Source organism: Sphingomonas sp. BL-S-29 (assembly GCF_055521495.1).
In genome coordinates this window covers 4,508,985-4,532,811 of sequence record NZ_CM145482.1, presented here as the reverse complement: position 1 = coordinate 4,532,811, position 23,827 = coordinate 4,508,985, and the positions used below count along the sequence as shown (strand labels likewise).

The 23,827-nt window shown below is 66.0% G+C and carries 22 protein-coding genes; 9 read left to right on the top strand and 13 right to left on the bottom strand.

Annotated elements, in window-relative coordinates; all coding sequences use genetic code 11:
- Positions 1-123: 123 nt before the first annotated feature.
- The 7 genes from ACZ1I2_RS21590 to ACZ1I2_RS21560 all read right to left on the bottom strand — a co-directional run bounded on the left by ACZ1I2_RS21590 (position 124) and on the right by ACZ1I2_RS21560 (position 8,506).
- Positions 124-3,720 (bottom strand): hypothetical protein, encoded by a 3,597-nt coding sequence (locus ACZ1I2_RS21590; RefSeq protein WP_465175896.1) that lies wholly within the window; start codon positions 3,718-3,720, stop codon positions 124-126.
- A 411-nt stretch (positions 3,721-4,131) separates the two neighbouring features.
- Positions 4,132-5,157: a tRNA preQ1(34) S-adenosylmethionine ribosyltransferase-isomerase QueA gene (gene queA, locus ACZ1I2_RS21585; RefSeq protein ID WP_465175897.1), complete on the bottom strand. Its 1,026-nt coding sequence runs from the start codon at positions 5,155-5,157 to the stop codon at positions 4,132-4,134.
- A gap of 37 nt (positions 5,158-5,194) precedes the next feature.
- The gene (locus tag ACZ1I2_RS21580) at positions 5,195-5,929 is read right to left on the bottom strand and encodes a peptidylprolyl isomerase (RefSeq protein WP_465177102.1); all 735 of its coding nucleotides are present in this window, start codon (positions 5,927-5,929) and stop codon (positions 5,195-5,197) included.
- 159 nt (positions 5,930-6,088) lie between these two features.
- Positions 6,089-6,589, bottom strand: a complete 501-nt coding sequence (gene coaD, locus ACZ1I2_RS21575) for a pantetheine-phosphate adenylyltransferase (RefSeq protein WP_465173875.1) — start codon at positions 6,587-6,589, stop codon at positions 6,089-6,091.
- Between the two features lie 81 nt (positions 6,590-6,670).
- Positions 6,671-7,192 carry a GH25 family lysozyme gene (locus tag ACZ1I2_RS21570; RefSeq protein WP_465181529.1) on the bottom strand — a complete coding sequence of 174 codons (522 nt, stop codon included), beginning with the start codon at positions 7,190-7,192 and terminating at the stop codon, positions 6,671-6,673.
- A 173-nt stretch (positions 7,193-7,365) separates the two neighbouring features.
- Positions 7,366-8,262, bottom strand: coding sequence for a polyprenyl synthetase family protein (locus tag ACZ1I2_RS21565; RefSeq protein WP_465172137.1), 897 nt, complete (start codon positions 8,260-8,262; stop codon positions 7,366-7,368).
- 4 nt (positions 8,263-8,266) lie between these two features.
- Positions 8,267-8,506, bottom strand: coding sequence for an exodeoxyribonuclease VII small subunit (locus ACZ1I2_RS21560; protein ID WP_465172138.1), 240 nt, complete (start codon positions 8,504-8,506; stop codon positions 8,267-8,269).
- Positions 8,507-8,606: 100 nt separating this feature from the next.
- On the opposite strand from ACZ1I2_RS21560, the gene ACZ1I2_RS21555 reads away from it, so the two are divergent.
- Positions 8,607-8,846, top strand: coding sequence for a ribbon-helix-helix domain-containing protein (locus ACZ1I2_RS21555; protein WP_465172139.1), 240 nt, complete (start codon positions 8,607-8,609; stop codon positions 8,844-8,846).
- Between the two features lie 6 nt (positions 8,847-8,852).
- Here ACZ1I2_RS21555 and ACZ1I2_RS21550 read toward each other — a convergent pair whose 3' ends face one another.
- The 5 genes from ACZ1I2_RS21550 to ACZ1I2_RS21530 all read right to left on the bottom strand — a co-directional run bounded on the left by ACZ1I2_RS21550 (position 8,853) and on the right by ACZ1I2_RS21530 (position 15,404).
- Positions 8,853-10,562 carry a long-chain-fatty-acid--CoA ligase gene (locus tag ACZ1I2_RS21550; RefSeq protein ID WP_465175898.1) on the bottom strand — a complete coding sequence of 570 codons (1,710 nt, stop codon included), beginning with the start codon at positions 10,560-10,562 and terminating at the stop codon, positions 8,853-8,855.
- Between the two features lie 39 nt (positions 10,563-10,601).
- Positions 10,602-10,799 (bottom strand): hypothetical protein, encoded by a 198-nt coding sequence (locus ACZ1I2_RS21545; RefSeq protein WP_465172141.1) that lies wholly within the window; start codon positions 10,797-10,799, stop codon positions 10,602-10,604.
- 67 nt (positions 10,800-10,866) lie between these two features.
- Positions 10,867-12,555 carry a GGDEF domain-containing protein gene (locus ACZ1I2_RS21540; RefSeq protein ID WP_465172142.1) on the bottom strand — a complete coding sequence of 563 codons (1,689 nt, stop codon included), beginning with the start codon at positions 12,553-12,555 and terminating at the stop codon, positions 10,867-10,869.
- A gap of 211 nt (positions 12,556-12,766) precedes the next feature.
- Entirely contained in the window at positions 12,767-15,082 is a 2,316-nt protein-coding gene (gene clpA, locus ACZ1I2_RS21535) for an ATP-dependent Clp protease ATP-binding subunit ClpA (protein WP_465172143.1), read from the bottom strand.
- Positions 15,083-15,206: 124 nt separating this feature from the next.
- On the bottom strand, positions 15,207-15,404 hold the full coding sequence (locus ACZ1I2_RS21530) for a DUF1192 domain-containing protein (RefSeq protein WP_465172144.1): 198 nt from the start codon (positions 15,402-15,404) through the stop codon (positions 15,207-15,209).
- 73 nt (positions 15,405-15,477) lie between these two features.
- Here ACZ1I2_RS21530 and ACZ1I2_RS21525 point away from each other — a divergent pair, with 73 nt between their 5' ends.
- From ACZ1I2_RS21525 to ACZ1I2_RS21510, 4 genes are all read left to right on the top strand, one after another.
- A complete protein-coding gene (locus ACZ1I2_RS21525) occupies positions 15,478-16,479 on the top strand; it encodes an NAD(P)H-quinone oxidoreductase (protein WP_465172145.1) in 1,002 nt (333 codons plus the stop codon).
- A gap of 189 nt (positions 16,480-16,668) precedes the next feature.
- Entirely contained in the window at positions 16,669-17,286 is a 618-nt protein-coding gene (locus ACZ1I2_RS21520) for a glutathione S-transferase family protein (protein WP_465175899.1), read from the top strand.
- A gap of 86 nt (positions 17,287-17,372) precedes the next feature.
- On the top strand, positions 17,373-18,263 hold the full coding sequence (locus ACZ1I2_RS21515) for a UDP-2,3-diacylglucosamine diphosphatase (RefSeq protein WP_465172147.1): 891 nt from the start codon (positions 17,373-17,375) through the stop codon (positions 18,261-18,263).
- Positions 18,264-18,268: 5 nt separating this feature from the next.
- On the top strand, positions 18,269-19,294 hold the full coding sequence (locus ACZ1I2_RS21510; RefSeq protein WP_465172148.1) for a glycosyltransferase family 4 protein: 1,026 nt from the start codon (positions 18,269-18,271) through the stop codon (positions 19,292-19,294).
- Positions 19,295-19,303: 9 nt separating this feature from the next.
- Here the strand turns inward: ACZ1I2_RS21510 and ACZ1I2_RS21505 are convergent, their stop codons facing one another.
- The gene (locus ACZ1I2_RS21505; protein WP_465181528.1) at positions 19,304-20,149 is read right to left on the bottom strand and encodes a YwqG family protein; all 846 of its coding nucleotides are present in this window, start codon (positions 20,147-20,149) and stop codon (positions 19,304-19,306) included.
- 188 nt (positions 20,150-20,337) lie between these two features.
- Between ACZ1I2_RS21505 and ACZ1I2_RS21500 the strand changes: the two genes are divergently transcribed.
- From ACZ1I2_RS21500 to ACZ1I2_RS21485, 4 genes are all read left to right on the top strand, one after another.
- Positions 20,338-21,018, top strand: coding sequence for a cell cycle transcriptional regulator TrcR (locus tag ACZ1I2_RS21500; protein ID WP_465175901.1), 681 nt, complete (start codon positions 20,338-20,340; stop codon positions 21,016-21,018).
- Between the two features lie 201 nt (positions 21,019-21,219).
- The gene (locus ACZ1I2_RS21495; protein WP_465175902.1) at positions 21,220-22,308 is read left to right on the top strand and encodes an MBL fold metallo-hydrolase; all 1,089 of its coding nucleotides are present in this window, start codon (positions 21,220-21,222) and stop codon (positions 22,306-22,308) included.
- Between the two features lie 241 nt (positions 22,309-22,549).
- Complete coding sequence (locus tag ACZ1I2_RS21490; RefSeq protein ID WP_465181527.1) at positions 22,550-23,041, top strand: dienelactone hydrolase family protein; 492 nt, start codon at positions 22,550-22,552, stop codon at positions 23,039-23,041.
- Between the two features lie 129 nt (positions 23,042-23,170).
- Positions 23,171-23,806: a glutathione S-transferase family protein gene (locus ACZ1I2_RS21485; RefSeq protein ID WP_465172153.1), complete on the top strand. Its 636-nt coding sequence runs from the start codon at positions 23,171-23,173 to the stop codon at positions 23,804-23,806.
- Positions 23,807-23,827: the final 21 nt, after the last annotated feature.

The window sequence follows — 23,827 nt, the reverse complement described above, 5'->3', positions numbered from 1 at the left end:
GATCTGGTTAATCCAGTTGACGGTTAAACTGGATCGAATTCGACTCGAGCGGCCCAGAACTGAAGTTCGTTTGATACGTGTTTGACGGCAGGTTTGTCATGGAACGAACTTCCGGTTCGGCCCCTAGTTGAACCCCATCTGCTCGACAAAAGCCTGGCCGATCCGCCGGCGCCGTTCCCGGTCCGCATAGACCAGTGCCGCGCCTTCGAAGAACGCCCCCGACGGGGTGGCGGGGATGATTTCGCAATTGTCGCTGACGGTGTGGAGATACAGGACCGACGGCAAGCCCTGCTGCTGCGCGCGCGGTGCGAAGTCGATGCGCCAGGCCGTGGCGTAGGTCTTGCCCGATGCCGGCGACGTCCAGTGCGGCGACCGCGCGGGCTCTTCGGGTTCGAGCAGATTGAGGTCGAAATCCCAATCGTCGCCCGACATCGCGGTGCGGGGCGTGAGCGCGAGGCCGCCATTGCCCTGCGGCGCGGTGCCGCGGACCGGCAGATAGAGATTGCCGAAGCCCTGTTTGGGCGGCCTGCCCACCGCCGTGCCGGTGATCCATTGCGGGTTCGATGGCTGCCAGAACAGGGCGAGCGCCAGCGACAGCCCGTCGTCGAGTGTCACGGCGATCCAGTCCCCGAGATAGAGCTCGCGCGGCGACGGCGTCTGGCCGCGCAGCGCCGCCGATACGCTCGCCGTGGGGGTGCCGTCGCCGGCGGCTTTCGCGATCATCTGGCGGTCCAGCCACAGGGTGCCCCCGGTGATCGCATGGACGCGGTCGTCGAGCGTGATACCGCCGCGCTCGATGCGGAGCACCGGTTGGGCGCATTCGTAGGAGCTCAGCCCGATATCATCATTCTCGAACATCGACGGGCCGACATAGCCGGAGAGCCCTTCCATCACCGTGCCGCGGCGATCGGCGAGGGTGAGGTCGACCGCATAGTGGGCCGGCCGCGTGACCGCACTGTCCGCGCCAGTGATATAGCCGCGGCCCTGCACCGCGAGCGCATAGCGCGATCCCGGCGTCCCGACCGGCGCACCCTGCGACGCGCTTTGGAGATAGTCGAACTTCCAGCCCTTGCTGGTGCCGAACAGCGGCAGATTCCACCGCACGTCGCGCGACAGATCGTCGGAGCGGCCGACGATCTCGACCAGCGGCCGGAAATGCGCGCTATACGCCTGGTCGCCGACGGGCGGGATCACCGCCGAGGCGAGCGTTGGCCGCCCGAGCGCGGCACCGAAGCCGATGCCCTCGCCGCTGAGATAGTGGTCCCCACCATCGCCGTCGCGCCAGCCGATGCCGGTCAGGCCCAGGCACAGCTGGGTGCCGCCGAGCGCGAAGCGGCCGATCTCGAGCTGGAGGCCGAAACGCTGCCCGGCATCGTCCTCGGCGATGCCGACATAATACCACCATTCCTGGGCGAACTGTTTCTGCATGCCGAACAGGCCGGGAAGCGAGACGCGCGGCACGTTCCAGCTCGGGCCGGGATAGAGCGGCGGGAAGGCCGCGCCGCCGCCATATGGCGCGTGCCCGGTCGCGACATAGTCGCTCCCGCCGCCGCGCACGCCCGCGGCGGCGAGGATCGCGGCGGGAACCGAGGCGCGGCCGAACGGGAGCTTGTGGTTGTCCTCGAACACCAGGCCGGTGGGATAGGAGACGCCACCCTGCGAATAGGGGCAGATGTCGAAAAAGCCCTGCGGCGAATAGGTGTCCACCGCCTCGCCGGTGAAGATCTTGGTGATCGCAAGCTCGGCCAGGTCGATCAGCCCCTCCTCGATCGGAATCAGGCCCGCCGCCCAGTAATTGCCGGCATAATGGATGTCGCCATAAGTGCGGCAGCCACCGATGTCGCCGCCATAGGGGATGCCGTTGAGCTTGCTCGGCGTCGCGATATAGGGAAGCGGATCGCCCGGGCGGGGTGGGGGACCGAGATCGACCGCGCCGATCGCATTGTCGAACAGCGCGTTGCCGGTGACCTTGACGAAGCGGCTGCCGCCATCGGTGTAGATGATGTTCCCGCCGCCCTTGGGCCGCTTGTCGCAGGCGACATTGTTTTCGATCCGCAAAGCGTCGTCGAACGAATTGCCCTGCCAGCCGCAGCAATAGATCGCGCCGCCGTCCCACAATGTCTCGAGAAAGTGCGAGATGTGATTGTTGGCGACGATGTTGCCGCAATTGACCGTTCGCGGCGCGGGCAGGCCCCACATGCCCGAGACCGCGTTGGAGATGCCGGGGAAGCTGCCCGGATCAAGCAATCCCCAGCCCCAGCCCAGCGCGATGCCCGCCCAGGGCGTCTCGCTGATGCTGTTGTGCGCGACCAGGCTGTTGGTGGTGAAGCCGAGATAGATCGCCGCGGAATCGGCATAGTCGCGTCCGGTGCGGCGGATATGGTTGTCGGTGACGACAGTGTCGCGCGTGTGATCGGCCGGGGTCGGCTCGAAGTCGCGGCGGTCGATGCCGCCGATCTGGATCGCGGCCGACGCGATGTCGTCGAAGGCGCAGCGGGTGATGCTGTTGCGCTGGCTGCCGGTGCCGAAATCGATCGCGACGGCGCCCAGATGCTCGAAGCGGCAGCGATCGAAGCGGATGCCGTGCGCATGGGCGAAGCGCAAATTGCCGGGCGTGCGGACGACATGCGGGTCATGCCCGGTAAGGTTGGGCTGGTGCCGGTTCCCGCGCAGGTGGAAGCCGCTCTGGTCGGCGACATAGCCGTCGTCGCCGCTCGGATCGAGCCAGGTCGCGTGGCGAAAGCCGATGCCTTCGAACGACAGGCCGGTCACCGGCCGCTCGGCGGTGCCGCGCGCCTCCACCAGTATCTCGAGCGCCGGCAGGATCGCTTCCGCGGTCGCGAGATCCTCTCCGGGACGCGGGATGTAGAAGATCAGGTCCTCGTCGGTGTCGAGCACCCATTCGCCGGGCTCGTCGAGGAACTCATAGCCATTCTCGAACCGCGTGACCTGCCACAGGCTCCAGATGCCGGGCACGCCTTTGGGATCGGTTTTGGTGGCGGTGAAGAACAGGTTGGCGTTGGTCCAGCCGGGCTGGGCAAGGTGGAGCGTGCCGGGGGTGGCGCCGTCGGGCAGGGTGCGCGACCGCAGGGGGACACGCATCGTCTTCCACTGGGTGTCGATCACGGCCTCGATCTGATCGAGCTTCCGCCACGTTGCGGGATCGCGCCAGGTCGCGGGGTTGAGCTCGGTCGGCAGGTAATCGATCCCGCCGCCGATGACATAGGGGGCGCCGTCCGGCGGCGGCGCGGCGGGCGTGGTCGGGTTGGGCCTGAAACCGGCGGGGATGCCGCCATCGGCCATGGTCGTGCGGGCGCGGATGGCCCGGCGCCCGTTGACGTAGAATTGGCGCGAGCGGGCCCCTTGGGCGCTGGCGACATGGATGTTGCGCTCGGCGTCGTGGAGCGTCCAGCCCTCGATGCGGCGGCCGCCCGATACCACCGGTGCGGCATCACCTCCTGCGACGAAGCGGACGTCCGGGCCGTCGGGGCCGAACAGCGCCGGGTCGAATACCAAAGGTGCGTCGATCTCATGGGTTCCGTCCATCAGCACGATGGTGATCCTGCTCCCCAGCGGCGCCTCCCCGGCGAAGCGGAGGATGGCGGCGTGCGCGGCGGCCAGCGTGCGCAACGGTGCGTAGCGGGTGCCCGGCGCGGTGTCGTCGCCATCGAGCGAGACCCAGATGGTGGCAGCGGACGGAACGGGCGGGGTCGCGGTCATCGGGCGAATTTCCTGCGCGGAGAGGATCGAAGCTGCCCGGATAGAGCAACAATCCGCGCGGTGGCGGCAATCGGTTTCGAAACCGAAATGGCGCATTTCGGCCTCAGCGCGCCCGGACCGTATCGACCTGACGCCGCTGCGTTCTTCCGACTTAGAGCGAGCTGACTTCAGGTCGAGATCCCTGCCGTTCGTCTCGAGTAGCTATCGAGTAGCTCCGCAGGAGCGTAGCGAGATGGCGTATCGAGAGACAGGTGTCGCCCGGAACAGTGCCTCGATACGAGCCCTCGATACGCTCCTGCGGAGCTACTCGGTCTCACTCGGCACGAACGGGTAAAGGTAAAGTCATCAGACTCTAGGAGCGTTCGCCGCGTGGCGCTGCGCGAGACGGTGGGCCGCCGGTACGTGCGCGAATCAGGGCAGCAACAGCGACCCGTCACCATAGGAATAGAAGCGATACCCATTGGCGATCGCATGGGCGTACGCCGCCCGCATCCGCTCGAGCCCCATCAGCGCCGATACCAGCATGAACAGGGTGGATCTGGGCAGATGGAAATTGGTCACCAGCCCGTCCACGCCCCTGAAGCGGTAACCGGGGGTGATGAAGATCGCGGTATCGCCCTCGAAGGGGTGGATCGTGCCGTCCTCGCCCGCCGCGCTTTCGATCAGGCGCAGGCTGGTGGTGCCGGCGGCGATGATGCGGCCGCCATCCCGGCGTACCTGGTTGAGGCGTGCCGCCGTCGCTGCGTCGATGCGGCCCCATTCGGCGTGCATGCGGTGCGCGTCGGTATCTTCCGCCTTCACCGGCAGGAAGGTGCCCGCGCCGACATGGAGGGTCAGCGTGGCATGATCGATCCCCGCCACTGCCAGGCGTTCCATCAGCGCGGGCGTGAAGTGCAACGAGGCGGTGGGGGCGGCGACGGCGCCCTTTTCCGCCGCGAACATGGTCTGGTAATCCGCCGCGTCCTGCGCATCGGCCGCGCGGCGCGTGGCGATATAGGGTGGCAGGGGCATGCGTCCGGCGCGTTCCAGCAGCAGCTCGACCGGCTCGTCGCCCGCGAAGGTCAGCGCCAGGCTGCCATCCTCGGCCTTGTCGCCTGCGATCGCGCTGACGCCGGCGCCGAAATCGATGCTGTCGCCCTCGCGCAGGCGCCGCGCATTGCGGACAAAGGCGCGCCAGCGCCGCGGGCCTTCGCGCTTGTGCAGTGTCGCGCCGATCTTCGCATCGCCGCGCCGGCCCTCGAGCTGGGCGGGTATCACGCGGGTATCGTTGAACACGATCAGGTCGCCCGGACGGAGCTGGTCAGGCAGGTCAGTGACGTGAAGATCGCGCGTATCCGCGCCGTCCAGCACCAGTAGCCGCGCGGAGTCGCGCGGCGATGCGGGCCGGAGCGCGATGCGTTCCGGCGGCAGATCGAAATCGAACAGGTCGACCTTCATGGGAGCGGCCTCTTTGCCCGCCCGGTGCCGGCGCTGATTACTTCGCCTTTGCCTTTGGGACGGGAGCCTTGGGCGCGGGCTTCTTCGCCGCAGGCGCCGGCGCCTTCACGACCATCGGCGCGGCAGGCGCATCGGTCAGCGACAGGGTCGGCGCGACCACCACCGGCGCGGGTGGAGGTGCGACATAGGCCGGCGGATTGTCCGAGCCGATATAGGCGTGGAGGATCTTGGTCGGGCTCGCCGGCGGCTCGCCGCGCTGGATCGCGTCGACATAGTCCATGCCCTCGATCACGCGGCCGAACACCGTGTATTTGTGGTCGAGCGTCAGGCGCGGCTGGAACACGATGAAGAACTGGCTGTTCGCGCTGTCCTCATTATCGGCGGTGCGCGCCGCGGAGACCGCGCCGCGCACATGCGGCAGGAAATTGAACTCGGCCTTCATGTCGGGCAGCGTCGATCCGCCGGTACCGTCGCCCTTGGGATCGCCGCCCTGCGCCATGAAGCCGTCGATCACCCGGTGAAAGGCGAGCCCGTCATAGAAATGCTGCCGGGTCAGCTCCTTCACCCGGTCGACCATCTTCGGCGCGGCATCGGGGCGCAGCCAGATGACCACCCGGCCACCGGTCGACAGGTCGAGATACCATAGATTCGCGGGATCCTTGCTGGGCAGCGGCATGCGCCCCGCGATCTGCGTATCCACATTCTGGGCAGTCGCCGTGCCCGCGACGAAAAGGGCGGATACACACGCGATCAGGCTGGCAATAAAACGCATCATATCCCCGTAACATCCTGGTCCCGATATTTCGGACCCGTAAGACTTGCAGCGCGCTTAGAGCAAATCCCCGCTTGCGCCAATCTGAACGTCCCGCTGCAAACCGCCCTCATCCGACGCAACCGTGGCGCTCATGTGGCAGGCAAGGGGAAATCGTCGTCAGCTGCCCTTGCGGCCGATCTTCTCCACGCGGGCGGCGACGTCCACCGCAACGGCCGGGGAGACGAACCGGCCGATCGGCCCGCCATAAAGCGCGATCTCCTTGACCAGCCGGCTCGCGATCGGCTGCAGCGAGACATCGGCCATCAGGAACACCGTCTCGACGCGCGGATTGATCTGCTGGTTCATGCCCGCCATCTGATATTCATATTCGAAATCGGCGACGGCGCGCAGGCCGCGCACGATCACCTTCGCGCCCTCGCGCTCGGCGAAATCCATCAGCAGCGAATCGAAGCTGACGACATGGATCTCCCCGCCGATCCCCGCCACCTCGCGCTGGACCATCGCCATGCGCTCGTCCAGATCGAACATCGGCGACTTGGACGGATTGGTCGTCACGCCGATGACGAGCCGGTCGACCAGCTTCGCGCCGCGCCGGATGATGTCCATATGCCCGAGCGTGACGGGATCGAAGGTGCCCGGATAGACGCCGGTACGCATGGTCATGTCGACTGCCTCTGCCAAGCCCGCAAGATCTGCGAACGGGGACTGCGGGGGCCGGGTGCGGGTGTCAAGGCTGCATCACATTGGGGGCCGCATCATCTCGGGCCGCATCACGTTCCAGTCCACCTGGCCGGTGATGCCGCTCACCCGGCGAAAGCTGGATGTCTGCCAGATCGTCCAGGGGCGGGCGGCCCAATCCGGTTCCAGCACCAGCCGGCGCAGCCAGAGGGGACGGTTCACGCGGGTGCTGAGGTCGTAGGCGGCATCGAATTCGCGGGTGAGGTAGAGCGTCACCGGCTTGCCGAACCGTGCCTCGACCGGACGGATAAAGGCCGCCAGTTCCGCCATCAGCGCCGAAATTGACGGGCGCGCTGCGCAATTGCCACCGAACTCGAGGTCGATGACCGGCGGCAGCGCTGCTGGGTCGAGCGGCACGGTCGCGATGAAATTGGCGGCCTGGTCAGCGCCGGAGCGGCACAAGGTGAAGAAATGATAGGCGCCGCGTGCAATCCGGACCCGGCCCGCTGCGGCCCAGTTCCCGGCGAAGCGCGGATCGCGATGATCGCCGCCCTCGGTCGCCTTGATATAGGCGAAATCCACTTGTTGTGCGGGTAGCGCCGCCCAGTCGATCGTGCCCTGATGATGCGAGACGTCGATGCCCTGGCGCGGATAGCGCGATTCGGACGGGTGCCAGTGCGGCGCGTAGTACCAGGCGCCAAGCCCGATCGCCGCGAACAGCAGCGCCGCGCCAATCCGTAGTGGGCGGGATCGGCCTATCGGTCGCGTTCCAGGGTGAAGCGCGCGATCTGGCGCAGTAGGTCGGCCTCCGGCCCAAAACCCTGCAGGTGCTGGATCGCCTGATCCACCAGCATCCGGGCCTGCGCACGGGCGCGATCGACGCCGAGCAGTGACAGGAAGGTCTCCTTGCCCGCGCCTTCGTCCTTGCGCAGCTTCTTGCCCGCGGCTGCCTCGTCGCCCTCGACGTCGAGCAGGTCGTCGGCGATCTGGAAGGCCAGGCCGACGTCGCGGGCATAGCCGCGCAAGGGCGTCCGGCCATCAGGCGGGACGCGACCCAGGATCGCTCCGGCTTCGACCGAGCAGGCGATCAGCGCGCCGGTCTTCATCGCCTGCAGACGGGTGACGGTCGGCAGGTCGAAGCTCGCTTTCTCCGCCTCCAGGTCCATCATCTGGCCGCCCGCCATGCCCGACGGGCCGGCCGCATGGGCAAGGTCGAGCACCAGCTCGCTGCGCACGAACGGATCGGGATGAGTGGCCGGATCGGCCAGGATCTCGAAGGCCAGCGCGTGGAGCGAATCGCCCGCCAGGATCGCGGTCGCCTCGTCGAACGCCTTGTGCACCGTCGGTTTGCCGCGGCGCATGTCGTCATTGTCCATCGCGGGCAGATCGTCGTGGATCAGCGAATAGACATGGATGCATTCGATCGCCGTCGCGACCCGGCCGGCGCAATCCCGGTCGACGCCGAACAACCGCGCCGTCGCGAATACCAGCAGGGGGCGCAGCCGCTTGCCGCCGCCGATGGCCGCATGGCGCATCGCGCGGTAAAGCTCGGCGCGGGGATCGCCGGGGATGGCGAGAAAAGCGTCGAGCCGCCGGTCGACATCCGCGCCGACCTGAGTGAGCGCCGCCTGCAGCGACAAGGACGCGGGCATCGGATCAGCCCGCGGCAAAGGGTTGGGTGCCGGCGGCGCGGCCCTCGCCATCAAGCCGGATCGCCTCGATTCGCGCCTGCGCCGCGTCCAGCCGATCGGCGCAGCGGCGCCGCAGCTTGTCGCCGCGCTCGTACAGGCTGATCGCCTGGTCGAGCGGGGCCTCGCCGGTTTCGAGTCGAGAGACGATCGTCTCCAATTCCTTTAGCGCGTCCTCGAACGACAGCTCTTCAATGGGTCTCTCCATCGCGCCGCTATGCGGCACGCGGGCGAGGGGGGTCAAGGACGGCTGAGCAGGTGTTGAGCAGAGTCGGTGTGAAGTTTATGATAAATCATTGGAGGCTCACATGGCGCGCAAGACTGTCACCGTCACCTTGGGCAACATGGTCGAGATGGCGAGCAAGCACCTCGAATCCGGACGCTATGCCTCAATGAGCGAGCTGATGCGCGAAGGGTTGCGAGCGCTTGATCGGCGGGAAGCGATGCTGGATGACTTGTATCGCCGCAAGATCGACGAGGCGCTGGCCGATCCGAGACCATCCATCCCACTGGACGAAGCGTTCGCTCGGCTCGATCGTGCTCGCTGACGGCAATCAGGCTGCGCTGCTCGAAGCCTGACTTTCAGCCATCACCTCGGCGACCAGATCCTTGCGGCTGAGCTTGCCGATCATCGTCTTGGGCATGGTCAGCCGGATCACCACCTGGTCGACGCGCTCGTGCCGGCCGATCTGGGGATTGAGCCAGTCGCGCAGTTCCTCGCCGGTCGCGATCGCGCCGTCGTTCAGGGTGACATAGGCGCGCGGATGCTCGCCGCGATAGGGATCGGGCAGGCCGATCACCATGGCCTCCTTCACCGCGGGATGGTGATGCAGCACTGCCTCGATCTGGCTGGGGAACACCTTGAAGCCGGAGACGGCGATCATGTCCTTCAGCCGGTCGACAATCTTGATGAAGCCGTCCGTATCGATCGTGCCGACATCGCCGGTGCGCAGCCAGGTCCGTCCGGCGGCATCGGTGATGAACACGTCGCCATCGGCATCGGGCCGGTTCCAATAACCCTTCATGATCTGCGGGCCCGACGCGACGATCTCGCCCGGCTCGCCTTCCGGCGCGGGCTGGCTTGGATCGCCCTTGTCGACCAGCTTGACCCAGGTGCCCGGGATCGGCTGGCCGATCGTGCCCGCCTTGCCTTCGCCCTCATACGGATTGGCCGAGATCACGCCCGAGCTTTCGGACAGGCCATAGCCCTCGACCACCGTAGCGCCCGTCGCCGCCTCGAACCGGGCCTTCAGTTCGGCCGCCAGCGGTGCGCCGCCCGAGATGCAGACGCGGAGCGACGAGAAATTGGTGGCGGCGAGCTTCGGATGATCGAGCAGCGCCTGGTACATGGTCGGGACGCCCGGCAGGGCCGTCGCCTTGGTGCGGTCGACCGCCGCCAGCACCTGGCCCGCCTCGAAACGCGGCAGCATCACGATGCAGCCGCCGTTGAGCACGGTGCGATTGAGCACGCAGGTATTGGCGAAGACATGGAACAGCGGCAGCACGCCGAGAATTCGGTCGTGCATCTCGGGATGCGGATCGAGCCCCATCACCTGGCGCGCATTGGCGCTCAGATTCTGATGCGTGAGCATCGCGCCCTTCGGCGTGCCGGTCGTGCCGCCGGTATATTGGATCAGCGCGACGTCATTGACCGGGTCGATTGTCGCCTCGGGGTGCGCGCCGTCATTCGCGATCAGTTTCGAAAAGGCGATGATTCGCGGGTCATGCGGGCGCCTGGTCACTTCACCACGCTTGAACAGCCGGTAGAGGACCGATTTGGTTGCCGGCAGCGCCCCGGCGACTGACCCCACCACCAGCCGCTCCAGGCTGGAACCGTCGAGCACCTGCAAGGCGGTCGGCAGCAACGCGCTGGCCGACAGGGTGAACAGCAACTTCGTGCCCGAATCGGCGACCTGATGCTCCAGCTCGGCCGGCGTGTAGAGCGGCGAGAAATTCACCACCGTCGCGCCGAGCTTGAGGATGCCGTAATAGGCCGCGAGGTAATGCGGCACATTGGGCAGGAACAGCCCGATCCGGTCGCCGGGGCCATAGCCCAGCGCCTTCAGCCCCGCCGCGACCCGGTTCGCGCCGTCCAGCGTCTCGGCATAGCTGTAATGCCGGCCGAGGAAATCGATCAGCGGCGCCTTGCCGCTCCGCGTCGCCGCTTCGTCGAAGAAGTCTACCATTGATTGCGGCGGATAGGCGCTGTCCCAGCGCGTGGGGTGGCGATAGGACTCGCGCCAGGCGCTTTCGGGATCAGTCATTGACAAGGGTGTAAGCAGCGGTCCCGCACGGCGCAAGCGTCAGACGAAGCGCTTTTCGGTCCAGGTGATCAGCACGGAGACGGCCATCAGCCCCAAATCCAGTGCGGCCCGGAAGCTGTGCGGCGCGGTGTCACCCCGGTCGTGTGTGAGGATGCGGAGATCGGCGGAGGGATGGCGCGCCGCCATGATCAGCAATGCGGCCGCCGCGATGATCAATCCTGTTCGACGACGACGCATCGGCTACCTCCCGTGCCGCCTTCCATAGGCGCGGGGCAGGATCGGGGCAAGCCGGCGCCGTCCCGATTCAGGCAGCGATGCGCCCCTGATTCCGGGTGCCGCGTGCCCGGTTGCGGCCCGCGCGCTTGGCCTCGAACAGCGCGCGGTCGGCGCCGCGATACAGCGCCTTCCAGTCGCTCTCCCGCACCAGCGGTCCGACGCAGGTGCCGATGCTTGCCGTCACCGACAGGTCGTACGGCATGCGCGCGGCGCGCAGGCGGGCCAATACTTCCTCGGCCTCGACCGCCAGGCTGGCCGGCGTGATGATCGCGAATTCTTCGCCGCCGATCCGCGCGACCAGCGCCTGAGCAGGTACCGCCTGGCGCAAGGTACGCGCGAACACGCGCAGCACCTCGTCGCCGCCGTCATGGCCGATCGCCTCATTGACTCGCTTGAAATGGTCGATGTCGACCAGCAGCAAGATATGATCGCCTTCACGGCCGATCGCATGGCGCAGAAAGGCCCGGCGATTGAACAGGCCCGTCAGCGGATCGGTATCGGCGAGCACCCGCGCCGCGATCTCCTGTTCGCGCGCCTGATCGCGCTCGATGCTGAGCAGGCGGATGCGATAGGCGATGGCGAGGCTGGAGAAGAGCGCCTCCATCGTCATCGTCAGGATGGTGGAATTGTCGAGCCAGAAGCTCCAGCTGATCGCGTTGAGCGAACTGGCGATGCGCAGGCAGGCGAGCATGATCGGCGCTGCCCAGGCGATCGCGAACATCCACAGATAATTGCTCCGCGTCCGCCAGCCGCGCCACAGGATGGGCACGACGATGCCGATCTGGGCAATGAACACGACCGAGAAGAACCGGTCGAACAGGGTGATCCGCGACGGCGCGAGAGTCGCCAGCAGCGCGACCGTGAGCAGCATTAGCGCGCAGATCGCGTTGCTCGCCCTGGCCAGCCACCCGGCGAACACGCGCGGCTCGAAGAAGGTGCGCGCGAACAGCATCGCCCCGATCGCCGCCACGCCAAGCGACGCATAGTTGATCCGTAGCCGATCATTGTTGACGATGTCCGGCCAGGCCCAGGCCAGCGCGCCGGAGGACGATGTCGCATAGACCATCAGCGCGAACAGCATGCCGCAATAGGCGAGCTGGAAGCGGTGGCGCAGCGCGCCCCACAGCGCGAGGTTATAGACGAGCAGGGCAGTGCACAGCCCGGCGAACCCGGCATAGAGCGAGGCCATCTTCAGATTCGCATTGGCGCTTTCCGCCGGCGTCGCGATCCGAGCGCCGACCAGGATGCCGCGCAGGTTGGCGGCGCCCTCGACATGCCAGAGCAGCCGCACCAGCGGCGCGCCGCGTTCGGGCAGGCCGCGCTCGATGATCGCGCCGAGCTGGAGATGCCGGCTCGCGGCGCGGCCGTCCGTTACCGCGGAGACGATCGTGCCATCGGCGTAGAGCGCATGGAGCGTCACGCGCTCCTGCCACAGGCTGCCGATGCGCACATCGACCGGGCCGGTGGCGCGGAACGGCATCGACAGTGCCCAATAGTCGCCGGAGCCGAGCGCGGTCTGGCGGACCCTGCAATCGAAGCGGTCAGGCCGGGCGAACAACGCACGCGGGGCCATGCCGTGCATAGCCCTGGTCACGCACACCGCGACAGGCCGGCCGGCAAGCCCGGCCTGCGCCGCGGCCGGCGCCGCGCCGGCAAGCGCAAGGAGCAGCAGCGCGCCGATCGGCGCCAGCAACGTGAAAACCCACCCCTTGAGCATAGCGCGCGCTATACACCATGGATGGTAAACAAAAAGTAAAGAGCGAGGATATGGCTGAGATTTCTGGCTAATCTTCATGCCCATATTGGGCAGCGAGTCGTTCGCGAGCGGTGCCCGAGTCGCCCGAGCCAGTATTCAGGCGACTAAGCGCCTGAAAATGAAAAAGACCGCGGCATCGCTGCCGCGGTCTCTTCGTACATCGAGCTCACGCCTATTTGGCGTCGACGCTTTCGGCCTTGCCCTTCTTTTTCGGCTTCTTGGGCGGCGCGGGGACGATCTCGAACGCCAGCGCGCCGTCCTTCATCTTCACGCTCACCTCGCCGCCATGGACGAGCTTGCCGAACAGCAGCTCCTCCGCGAGCGGCTGCTTGATCTTCTCCTGGATCAACCGCCCCATCGGCCGCGCGCCATAGAGCTTGTCATAGCCCTTGGTGGTCAGCCACGCCTTGGACTCGTCGTCCAGGCTGATGTGCACGTGACGGTCGGCCAGCTGAAGCTCGAGCTGGAGGATGAACTTCTCCACCACCCGCGCCACGACTTCCGGCGGCAGGTAACCGAACGGCACGATGGCATCGAGCCGGTTGCGGAATTCCGGCGTGAACATCTTCTGGACCGCCTGCTCGTCCTCGCCCTCGCGGGAGAGCGTGCCGAAGCCGAGCGTCTCGCGCGCCATGTCCGACGCGCCGGCATTGGTCGTCATGATCAGGATGACGTTCCTGAAATCGACGGTCTTGCCGTGGTGGTCAGTCAGCTTGCCATTGTCCATCACCTGCAACAGGATGTTGAACAGGTCCGGATGCGCCTTCTCGATCTCGTCGAGCAGCAGCACCGAATGCGGCTGCTGGTCGACGGCATCGGTCAGCAACCCGCCCTGGTCATATCCGACATAGCCCGGAGGGGCGCCGATCAGCCGGCTGACCGAATGACGCTCCATATATTCCGACATGTCGAACCGCTGGAGCGGGATGCCCATGATCGCGGCGAGCTGCTTGGCGACCTCGGTCTTGCCCACGCCGGTCGGGCCGGTGAACAGATAGTTGCCGATCGGCTTGTCCGGATCGCGCAGGCCGGCACGGCTGAGCTTGATCGCCGAGCTGAGCTTCTCGATCGCGGCATTCTGGCCGAACACGACCCGCTTCAGATCGGTATCGAGGCTTTCCAGCGCCTTGGTATCGTCGGTCGAGACCGATTTCGGCGGGATGCGCGCCATCGTCGCAATCACGGCTTCGATCTCGCGCGTGGTGATGGTCTTCTTGCGCTTGTTGAGCGGCACCAGCATCTGCATCGCGCCGACTTCGTCGATCACGTCGATCGCCTTGTCCGGCAGCTTGCGGTCGTTGATGTACCGCGCGCTCAATTCCACCGCCGACTTGATCGCGTCGGGGGTGTATTTCACCTTGTGATGGTCCTCGAACGCGCTGCGCAGACCGGCGAGGATCTTGATCGTGTCCTCGATCGTCGGCTCGTTGACGTCGATCTTCTGGAAGCGCCGCAGCAGCGCGCGGTCCTTCTCGAAGTGGTTGCGGAACTCCTTGTAGGTGGTCGATCCGATGCAGCGGATCGTGCCGCCCGACAGAGCCGGCTTGAGCAGGTTGGACGCGTCCATCGCGCCGCCGCTGGTCGCGCCGGCGCCGATCACGGTGTGGATCTCGTCGATGAACAGGATCGCGTCAGGCAGCTTCTCCAGTTCGTTGACGACCGCCTTCAGCCGCTCCTCGAAATCGCCGCGATAACGGGTGCCGGCAAGCAGCGCGCCCATGTCGAGCGAATAGATCACCGCAGGCAGCAGGACGTCGGGAACGTCGCCCTCGACGATCTTGCGGGCCAGGCCCTCGGCGATGGCGGTCTTGCCCACGCCGGGGTCACCCACATAGAGCGGGTTGTTCTTCGAGCGGCGGCACAGGATCTGAATGGTGCGATCGACTTCGGGCCCGCGCCCGATCAGCGGATCGACCTTGCCGTTCTTGGCCTTTTCGTTGAGGTCGACGGTGAACTGCTTGAGCGCGCTCTCGCTCTTGCCCTTGCCGTCCGGCTTCTGCGTCTTTTCCTCCTCGGCACCCTTCACTTCGCGGGCTTCCGGGGCGGCGCCACCCTTGCCGACGCCATGCGAGATGAAGCTGACGGCATCGAGACGGCTCATGTCCTGCTGCTGGAGGAAATAGACGGCATAGCTCTCGCGCTCGCTGAACAGGGCGACGAGCACGTTCGCGCCGGTCACCTCGTCGCGGCCCGACGACTGAACGTGAAGGATCGCGCGCTGGACGACGCGCTGGAAGCCCGAGGTGGGCGAGGGATCGGTCGCGGCATCGACCTTCAGCGCCTCGAGCTCGGTGTCGAGATAATGCGCGACGGTCGCCTTGAGCTCCTCGAGGTCGACCCCGCAGGAGGTCATCACCTTGGAAGCATGCTCGTCGTCGATCAGGGCGAGCAGCAGATGTTCGAGCGTCGCATATTCATGGCGCCGCGACGACGCGGCTTCGAGCGCCTTGTGGAGGGTGGTTTCCAGCGCTGATGCGAAAGAAGGCATTAGTTTACTCCATGCGGGCCGCAACGTGGCGGACGGCCCTTTCCTCTTATGTCGGAAGGCAGGGCGCCCGCATCAAGCACTTGACGAATGCTCCGGCCTGATCGCCGTGCCGGAGCGTCGCTGCTCATCGCTTGAATAGGTCGTTGGCGCTTGCCCTGTGGTTAACGGCGCGCGTCAACCGGGTCCTTGTCCGGACGATTTCCGCCTCCAGCGCCTCGATGCGCGCCTGGCACTCCTCGACCGACAGGGGATCGAGGTCTTGCCGTGCAAGCTCGGTAAGCGGATCGCCCGCTTTTCGCGCGAGAATCTCGTCCGGGTCCATGGCATGGAACGTTGACCCGGCAGACCGCGATGTCAATAAGGCCGGGCAATTCCGCGACGGGGGGCGGCGGATTATGGTGGATATTCCAACGATGATGCAGGCGATCGACCCGGAAACCCCGGGCGGGCCCGAGGTGATGCGCCTGGTCGAACGCCCCGTGCCCGTGCCCGGCCCGGGCGAGGTGCTGATCCGCGTCGCCGCGGCCGGCGTCAACCGGCCCGAGGTGATGCAGCGCAAGGGGCTCTATCCGCCGCCGCCGGGCGCGCCGTCGATCCTCGGCATGGAAGTGTCGGGTGTCATCGCGGCCGTGGGGGAGGAGGTTCAGCCCGAGCTGGTCGGCCAGCCGGTCTGCGCGCTGATCAGCGGCGGCGCCTATGCCCAATATGCCGTCGCGCCCTATGGCCAGTGCCTGCACGTGCCCGAGGCGCTGTCGATGGTCGAGGCAGCGGCGATGCCGGAAACGCTCTTCACCGTCTGGACCAATTTGTTCGAGCGCGGCTATGCCAGGGAAGGCGACACGGTGCTTGTCCATGGCGGCACCAGCGGCATCGGCACCATGGCGATCGGCCTCGCCAATCTGTTCGGCCTCACCATCATCGTCACCGCCGGATCGGACGAGAAATGCGCCGCGGCAACGGCATTGGGCGCCGATCATGCGATCAACTACAGGACGCAGGATTTCGTCGCCGACGTGAAGGCGATCACCGGCGGCAAGGGCGTGGCGGTGGTGCTCGACATGGTCGGCGGCGATTATGTGCCGCGCAACCTGCAATGCCTCGCCGATGACGGCCGCCATGTCTCGATCGCGGTGCAGGGCGGGCTGATGGCGACCATCCCGATCTTCGAGATCATGCGCCGACGCCTGACCCTGACCGGCTCGACCCTCCGCCCGCGCGACACCGCGTTCAAGTCGATGGTCGCCGACGAACTGACACGCACCGTCTGGCCGCATGTCGAGCAAGGGCGGCTGAAGCCGGTGATCGACCGGACCTACCCGCTCGCCGAGGCGCCCGCCGCGCACGAACGGATGGAAGCGGGCGACCATGTCGGGAAGATCGTGCTGACGATGGAATAGGGTCCGTACTTGGTGGGGGATCGGCCCGTTCGAGCTTGGCGCGCTACGCCGCCGCCGGGATGCGGTTGGACTGATTTGCGGCACCTGCTCGCGGGCGATCGACAAGCACTCCTTGTCGATCGCCCGTTGCATTTGATTTGACGTTCGGCGCGGCACCGCCATGAAGGCGGCCGCAAAGGGGAGCGCCACATGTCCAGCCTGATCCTCCATGAATATGCCGCGTCGGGGAATTGCTACAAGATCCGGCTCACCGCCGCGCATCTCGGCATTCCGCTCGACCGCCGCGAATATGACATCATGAAGGGCGAGACCCGGTCAGAGGCTTTCCTCGGCGGCGTCAACGCCAATGGCCGGATTCCGGTGTTGCAGATCGGCGACGATTATCTTCCCGAAAGCGGCGCGGCCTGCCTCTATCTCGCCGACGGCTCGCATCTGATCCCGCACGACCGGTTCGACCGCGCCGATATGTTCCGCTGGATGTTCTGGGAGCAGTATAATCACGAGCCCAATGTCGCGACCTTGCGCTTCTGGCGTCACTTCATCGGCGAGGCGGGGCTGACCGACCTGCAACGCACTCAAATTCCGGCGAAACAGGCGGCTGGCGAGGCCGCGCTCGAGCTGATGGACGAGCATCTGGCGCAGACGCCCTTCTTCATCGGCGACCGGCTGACCCTCGCCGATATCGCGCTCTACCCCTATACCCATGTCGCGGAAGAGGGCGGTTTCGACCTCGGACGCTACCCCGCGGTGCAGCTCTGGCTGGCGCGGATCGCCGCCGATCCGCATCATATTGCGATGAAAGCGTAACCTGGCTTTCACATCACTGGAATCAAGCTGTAACATAAAGCGGCCATAGCGCGGGTCCATCACGGGCTTTGCGGGATATTGCCAAGATGGATGCCATCACCAGGATCGCGATGGATAACAGCATCGCCGATTTCGCCGATTTCGCCCATTCCAAACCGTCGATTCCGGAGCGCGAGGTCACCGAACGCCGCAAATATCGCACGATCTGGATTTCGGATATCCATCTCGGCACGCGTGGCTGCAACGCCGATATGCTGATCGACTTTCTCGATCATGTCGACAGCGAGCGGATGTACTTGGTCGGCGACATCATCGACGGCTGGCGTCTCAAGAAGAAATTCTACTGGCCGGCGTCGCACAACGACGTGGTGTGGCGCATCCTGAAGCGCGCCAAGCGCGGCACCGACGTCATCTACATCCCGGGCAACCATGACGAGGTCGTGCGCCAGTTCACCGGCCTGGATTTCGGCGGCGTCTCGATCCGCCGCAATGCGATCCATGAAACCGCTGACGGCCGCCGGTTGTTGGTGCTGCACGGTGACGAATTCGACGCGATCACGCTCGCACATAAATGGCTCGCGCACGTCGGCGACGTGGCGTATGAATTCATGATGGCGCTCAACAGGTTGGTGAACGCGTATCGCCGCTTCTTCAAGCTGCCCTATTGGTCGCTGTCGAAGCATGCCAAGGCGAAAGTGAAGAACGCGGTGGAGTTCATCTCCAATTACGAGGAAGTGATCGCTCAGGCGGCCGGCGCGCGCGGCGTCGACGGCGTCGTGTGCGGTCACATCCACACCGCCGAATTCCGCAACATCGGCGGCATCGAATATTATAATGACGGGGACTGGGTGGAGGGCTGCAACGCGCTCGTCGAGCATTTCGACGGACGGATGGAGTTGCTTCACTGGCCCGACGAGATCGCCGCCAGGGAATCCGATTTCCCTGAAGCGGCGAAGATCGAGATGCTGGCGGCCTGAAGAGCGTGCGTATCGCGATCGCCACTGATGCGTGGGCCCCCCAGGTGAACGGCGTGGTGCGGACGCTGCAGTCCGTTCGCGCCGAGCTGGAGCGGCAAGGACATGTCGTGATGGTCGTCTCACCCGACCTGTTCTACTCGATGCCGTGCCCGACCTATCCGGAGATCCGCCTGGCCTTTGCCAGGACTCACGCGGTCGGCCGGATGCTCGCCGATTTCAACCCGCAGGCGATCCATCTCGCGACCGAAGGCCCGGTCTGCCTCGCCGCGCGACGCTGGTGCCTGATGAACGAATTCCCGTTCACCACGGCCTATCACACCCAGTTTCCCGACTATGTCTCGGCGCGGACCGGGGTGAACCCGGAATGGGTCTGGCGCTATATCCGGTGGTTCCACGCCCCGGCCCAGTCGATCCTGGCGTCGACGCCCTCGATCGCCTCGACGCTGAAGGAACATGGGCTGGGCAAGGTCCGTCACTGGGGGCGCGGGGTCGATCTCTCGATCTTCTCGGCGGCGACCGCGCCTGATCCCGCACTGGCCGGCCTGCCCGGTCCGATCCAGCTCTATGTCGGGCGGGTCGCGGTGGAGAAGAATATCGAGGCGTTCCTGACGAGCAGCCACCCCGGCACCAAGGTGATCGTCGGCGATGGCCCGGCGCGCGCGTCGCTCGAGGCGCGCTATCCGGAGGCGAAGTTCCTCGGGCCGCGCTTCGGCGCTGATCTCGCTTCGGCCTATGCCAGTGCCGACGTGTTCGTCTTCCCGAGCCGTACCGACACGTTCGGCCTGGTGATGATCGAGGCGATGGCTTGCGGCGTGCCCGTCGCCGCCTATCCCGTCACCGGCCCGGTCGACGTGCTGAACGATGCGGTCGGCGCGATGGATGACGATCTGACCACGGCGATTGCCCGCGCCCTCACCAAGGATCGCGCGGCCTGCGCCGCTTATGGCCGGACCTTCACCTGGGAAGCGAGCGCCCGCCAGTTCCTCAGCGCGCTCGTGCCGGTCGACGGGGACGAGGCGATCGCTGCCTGACGGGCAGCATCAGGCACATTGCAGGACCATCCAGGCGGCGTCGAAATTGCCCGCCCTGGCGTCACTCTCGCGGATCCAGAAATAGAGCGTGCCGCAATCGCCCCACATCATGTCGACGTCATCGTCGGTGTCGAGTTGGAGCAACAGTCGCCACTCGGTAGCGCCTGCCGAAAGCGCCTCAGCCTCGGGCCGGGAATAGCCGTCCCCATTGCCCAAATAGATGCCGTTGGAAGCGAGCTGGCATTCCAGCTCCATGGAATCTCCCTGCACCGGGTGCGGGAATCCGCCGACCTGATGTCGGGGCTCGGTGCCGGAACTACTGTCGAGCAGGGTATAGGCATCGTCCCACGCAGCGGTGTCGAAGGCGTCGGGGCCGAATTCCACGAGACGGTCGGGGTCTGGCATCGACTCGATCAGTCGAAAGTCGACGGGTAACGCACCATAGCGTACCGTCAGGTCAGCAGGCGGCGCGATGGGGGCGTCGGCCCGTCCGTCCGCATCGTGGATGACCGCCCAGCTCCCTCGATCTTCGGGATCGAAGCCCCATGTTTCCTGCTCCGGATGATAGAAGAAAAACAGCGTCCCGCGAGCGGGCAGCCAGTCCGGGCCGCCCGCCGCGCGCATCGCCGCACAGTCCAACTGGGCGAGGAAGGCAAGCGGCACGTCGCGCCATTCGGGCCATTGATGCGCGGAGGAGAGATCGGGCGAGCCGCCGATCGCCGACCCGGTCGGCTGCTCGCAATGTTCGACGGCCAGTGCAGGCACCGTGCGCTGCTTCATTGCCGCGATCAGCGCGGAGTCCGTCGTTGCCGAGTCAGGCCGGTGCCCGAACAGCCGAGAGAAGAAGGAAGGCATCGTCGCTCCCGGTTCAAGGGGCCGATATTGTGCCCGAACAGGATTCCTTCTGCCTCAACATTGGGGTTCCGCAAAGCTCGCGCCTTGCCACCCCGCTCAAGGGCGACTAAGTCATCAACATTGTGCGGCCGCTCCGAAAGGGGCGGCCCTTATTGTTTGCGCTGCTTAGTGCTTTTGAGGAGTTTCCGGTGGCCCAGCCGCTCATGCCCCATGCGACCGCCTCCTGGCTGGTCGACAACACGTCGCTCAGTTTCGAGCAGATCGCCGACTTTTGCGGCCTGCACATCCTCGAGATTCAGGCGATCGCCGACGATACCGCCGCGACCAAGCTGACCGGCCGCGATCCCGTCCGCGCGCACGAGCTGACTCAGGACGAGATCGACAAGGGCCAGGCCGATCCCGATCATCGCCTCGTCATGCTGAAGGGGCCGGAACAGGTCCGTCGCACCAAGGGGCCGCGCTACACCCCTGTGTCGAAGCGGTCGGACAAGCCCGACGGCATCGCGTGGATCATTCGTAACCATCCGGAGATTTCGGACGGCGCGATCGGCAACCTGATCGGCACGACCCGTACCACCATCGCCGCGATCCGCGACCGCAGCCATTGGAACATCGCCAACATCACGCCGAAGGATCCGGTGACCCTGGGCCTGACGACTCAGCGCGAGCTGGATGCGGCAGTGGCCAAGGCAGCCAAGGCTGCGGGCATCGAAGCCCCCGTCGACACGCGCCTGGAGGGTGACCGCGAGGCGCTGATCACCGAGCTGCGTGCCCAGCGCGACCAGCTGGCGCGCGACGCCGAGGCGGCCGAAGCGGGTGAACTGCCGGTGCCGGCCGAGCCGACCGCGGAAAGCCTGTTCCGCCGTTGATGACGGACGCCCGCGCCGTGTAGACGGCGCGGACAATTGCCGCTGCCGTCATGCCGGACTTGTTCCGGCATCCGTCGTTCCGCAAAAGCAACCGGTGTTGCGATTGCGGAACGATCGACCCCGGAACCAGTCCGGGGTGACGCAATGCGTCGTCGCATTTGTCGCGTGACTCGCCCATCATTCCGTTGCTAGTCGCAACCTATGGCCACCGCTTCCCGCACCGATGCCGCCTTCGTCGCGGACGAAAGTTTCGTCCCGACCAGCCATAAGGGCCTGATCTATCCGTTCGGCGGCCGCGAGCCGGCGAATGGTGACGTCATGACGGTGGCGCCCGGCATCCGTTGGGTGCGGCTCACCGTCCCGGGGCCGCTCAAGCACGTCAACTGCTGGCTGGTCGACGATGAGGGCGGCGTCGCCCTGGTCGACACCGGCATGAACCTGCCCGAGGCGCGCGAAGCGTGGAAGAGCCTATTCCGGGGGGCGCTCGCCGGCACGCGCGTCACGCAGATGATCGGCACGCATTTCCACCCGGACCATATCGGCCTGGCGGGCTGGATGTGTTCGCATCACGCGGCGCCGCTGGTGATGACCCGCGGCGAATGGCTTACCTTGCGCTCGGTCCTGCTCGACGCACGTGATGCCGTGCCCGACGAGATGATCGCCTTCTGGCGCGCCGCGGGGTGGAATGACGAGCAGGTCGAGCACGCCAGCGCGCGCGGCTGGTCCGGTTTCCGCCGGATCGTGACGCCGATGCCGCTCAGCTATCGCCGCATCAAGGATGGCGACAACATGACGATCGGCGGTGCCGGGTGGCGCGTCCTGGTCGGCTCGGGCCATAGCCCCGAACATGCCTGCCTGCTCAACGAAGCGGCGGGCGTGCTGATTGCGGGCGACCAGGTCCTGCCGCGCATCAGCCCCAATGTCTCGCTCGGCATGACCGAGCCCGAGGCCGACCCGCTCGGCGAATGGTTCGCCTCGATCGCGAAGCTTCGCCTGCTGCCGCACGACCTGCTCGTCCTGCCCGGGCACGGCGATCCCTTTACCGGCCTTCACGCGAGGCTCGATGCGATGGACCGCGAGCACCGCGAACGGCTCGACGAACTCGAGGTCTTCCTTGCCGAACCGCGCCGCGCCATCGACTGTTTCGGCCGCCTGTTCCGCCGGGCAATCGGACCCGACATGCTCGGCATGGCGACGGGCGAAGCGCTGGCGCATCTTCGCCGGCTCGAGCTCGAGGGCAGGGCGGTGAAGGACGTGCGCGGCGGCGTGTGGTGGTACCGCGCTCCCTGAAGACCGGCCGATAGCGATTCCGCGAAAGATACTTAGGCGAAAGCGTCGTGATGCGCGCGGGCCGATTTGGTCCGTATCGGAAGTTATTCCCTTCTCCTTAAGCATTCCGAAATAAAAAATGCGGGTCCCCAATAAAAAGGACGGACACCCAGCGTTAAAAACGGTTCGTTTTGGTTGTAACGGGCTGGTCCTGAGGTTACGCTTCCGCTGGTCCGCACAGGGGCGGCGCAAGGGAGGCACCATGTCAGATATGAACGACCAACCCGTTGCTGGTCTCGAAGCGCTGGGCGCCGCGCCCATCGGTCGCCGCAGCGTCGTGCGCCGTATGGCCGCGCTCTCGGCCGCGCCCGCGATCGCCGGGTCTGGCCTGCTCGGTTTCGCTGGTCCCGCCTTTGCCGCGACCGACGATTCCCGCCTCAACACGCGTGACGTTCGCTACGCACTGCGCGGCGGCAAGACGCTCACGGGCTATTTCGCCTCGCCGCGCGGCAAGGCGAATCTCGGCGTGGTCGTGGTCATGCCCGACCAGGTCGGCGCCGATGCCAAGGCGCAGGAAACCGCGCGGCGCTATGCGCACGCCGGCTATCTGGCGATCGCGCCCGATCTCGGCGCGACCTTCAAGGGTGGCAGCCGCGACGCGATGGTCGCAGAGATGATGAAGACAATGCCCGAGCTGAAGCGCCTGTCGCACAGCAACAGCAAGGCAGCGAAGATCAGCGTCGTCGCCGCCTGACGGCAGCAATTCGACGTTCAGCGCGAATTTTCCGGCCGGCGTCAGGGGCAACCTTGACGCCGTTCCTTTGTCATGTTCGATTTATGTTCTGCGAACCCGATTCGCCAAGAACCAATATGGGAGCATGAGATGGCTGCGGACCTGACTTTCTACACCAACCCGATGTCGCGCGGGCGGATCGCGCGCTGGATGCTGGAAGAGACCGGCGCCGACTATGAGACGGTTGTGCTGGATTACGACTCGACGATGAAGCAGGAACCCTATCTGTCGATCAACCCGATGGGGAAAGTGCCGGCGATCGTCCATGACGGCCATGTCGTGACCGAATGCGCGGCCATCTGCGCCTATCTGGCGGACGCTTTCCCGGATGCCGGCCTCGCGCCGCCGACGGCCGATCGCGCGGATTATTATCGCTGGATGTTCTACGCGGCCGGCCCGGTCGAGCAGGCCGTCACCAACAAGTCGATGAACTTCGTCCCCAGTGAACAGCAGCAGCGTTCGGCGGGATACGGCAATTACGACCTCGCGGTCGATACGCTCGAAAAGGCGGTGTCGGCGCACCCCTATATCGCGGGTGACAGCTTCACCGCGGCGGACGTCTATGTCGGGTCGCAGGTCGTCTGGGGCGTCCAGTTCGGTACCTTGCCGAAACGCGATGCCTTTGTCGCTTATGCGGACCGCATCACGGCACGCGACGCCTACAAGCGCGCCAACGACATGGACAATGCGCTGATGCCCGCGCCGGAGCCTGAACGGGCGGCGTGAGTGGAGGCTGACGCCCTGCTC

What these genes read in the sequence shown, in the direction of transcription:
- ACZ1I2_RS21555 (WP_465172139.1), top strand. Translation starts at nt 8,607, where the DNA reads ATGGCGCGCAAGACTGTCACCGTCACCTTGGGCAACATGGTCGAGATG.
- ACZ1I2_RS21565 (WP_465172137.1), bottom strand. Translation starts at nt 8,262, where the DNA reads ATGCCCGCGTCCTTGTCGCTGCAGGCGGCGCTCACTCAGGTCGGCGCG.
- queA (WP_465175897.1), bottom strand. Translation starts at nt 5,157, where the DNA reads ATGAAGGTCGACCTGTTCGATTTCGATCTGCCGCCGGAACGCATCGCG.
- ACZ1I2_RS21545 (WP_465172141.1), bottom strand. Translation starts at nt 10,799, where the DNA reads ATGCGTCGTCGTCGAACAGGATTGATCATCGCGGCGGCCGCATTGCTG.
- ACZ1I2_RS21490 (WP_465181527.1), top strand. Translation starts at nt 22,550, where the DNA reads ATGTCAGATATGAACGACCAACCCGTTGCTGGTCTCGAAGCGCTGGGC.
- ACZ1I2_RS21515 (WP_465172147.1), top strand. Translation starts at nt 17,373, where the DNA reads ATGGATGCCATCACCAGGATCGCGATGGATAACAGCATCGCCGATTTC.
- ACZ1I2_RS21560 (WP_465172138.1), bottom strand. Translation starts at nt 8,506, where the DNA reads ATGGAGAGACCCATTGAAGAGCTGTCGTTCGAGGACGCGCTAAAGGAA.
- clpA (WP_465172143.1), bottom strand. Translation starts at nt 15,082, where the DNA reads ATGCCTTCTTTCGCATCAGCGCTGGAAACCACCCTCCACAAGGCGCTC.
- ACZ1I2_RS21580 (WP_465177102.1), bottom strand. Translation starts at nt 5,929, where the DNA reads ATGCGTTTTATTGCCAGCCTGATCGCGTGTGTATCCGCCCTTTTCGTC.
- ACZ1I2_RS21550 (WP_465175898.1), bottom strand. Translation starts at nt 10,562, where the DNA reads ATGACTGATCCCGAAAGCGCCTGGCGCGAGTCCTATCGCCACCCCACG.
- coaD (WP_465173875.1), bottom strand. Translation starts at nt 6,589, where the DNA reads ATGCGTACCGGCGTCTATCCGGGCACCTTCGATCCCGTCACGCTCGGG.
- ACZ1I2_RS21540 (WP_465172142.1), bottom strand. Translation starts at nt 12,555, where the DNA reads ATGCTCAAGGGGTGGGTTTTCACGTTGCTGGCGCCGATCGGCGCGCTG.
- ACZ1I2_RS21520 (WP_465175899.1), top strand. Translation starts at nt 16,669, where the DNA reads ATGTCCAGCCTGATCCTCCATGAATATGCCGCGTCGGGGAATTGCTAC.
- ACZ1I2_RS21525 (WP_465172145.1), top strand. Translation starts at nt 15,478, where the DNA reads ATGGTGGATATTCCAACGATGATGCAGGCGATCGACCCGGAAACCCCG.
- ACZ1I2_RS21485 (WP_465172153.1), top strand. Translation starts at nt 23,171, where the DNA reads ATGGCTGCGGACCTGACTTTCTACACCAACCCGATGTCGCGCGGGCGG.
- ACZ1I2_RS21495 (WP_465175902.1), top strand. Translation starts at nt 21,220, where the DNA reads ATGGCCACCGCTTCCCGCACCGATGCCGCCTTCGTCGCGGACGAAAGT.
- ACZ1I2_RS21505 (WP_465181528.1), bottom strand. Translation starts at nt 20,149, where the DNA reads ATGCCTTCCTTCTTCTCTCGGCTGTTCGGGCACCGGCCTGACTCGGCA.
- ACZ1I2_RS21530 (WP_465172144.1), bottom strand. Translation starts at nt 15,404, where the DNA reads ATGGACCCGGACGAGATTCTCGCGCGAAAAGCGGGCGATCCGCTTACC.
- ACZ1I2_RS21590 (WP_465175896.1), bottom strand. Translation starts at nt 3,720, where the DNA reads ATGACCGCGACCCCGCCCGTTCCGTCCGCTGCCACCATCTGGGTCTCG.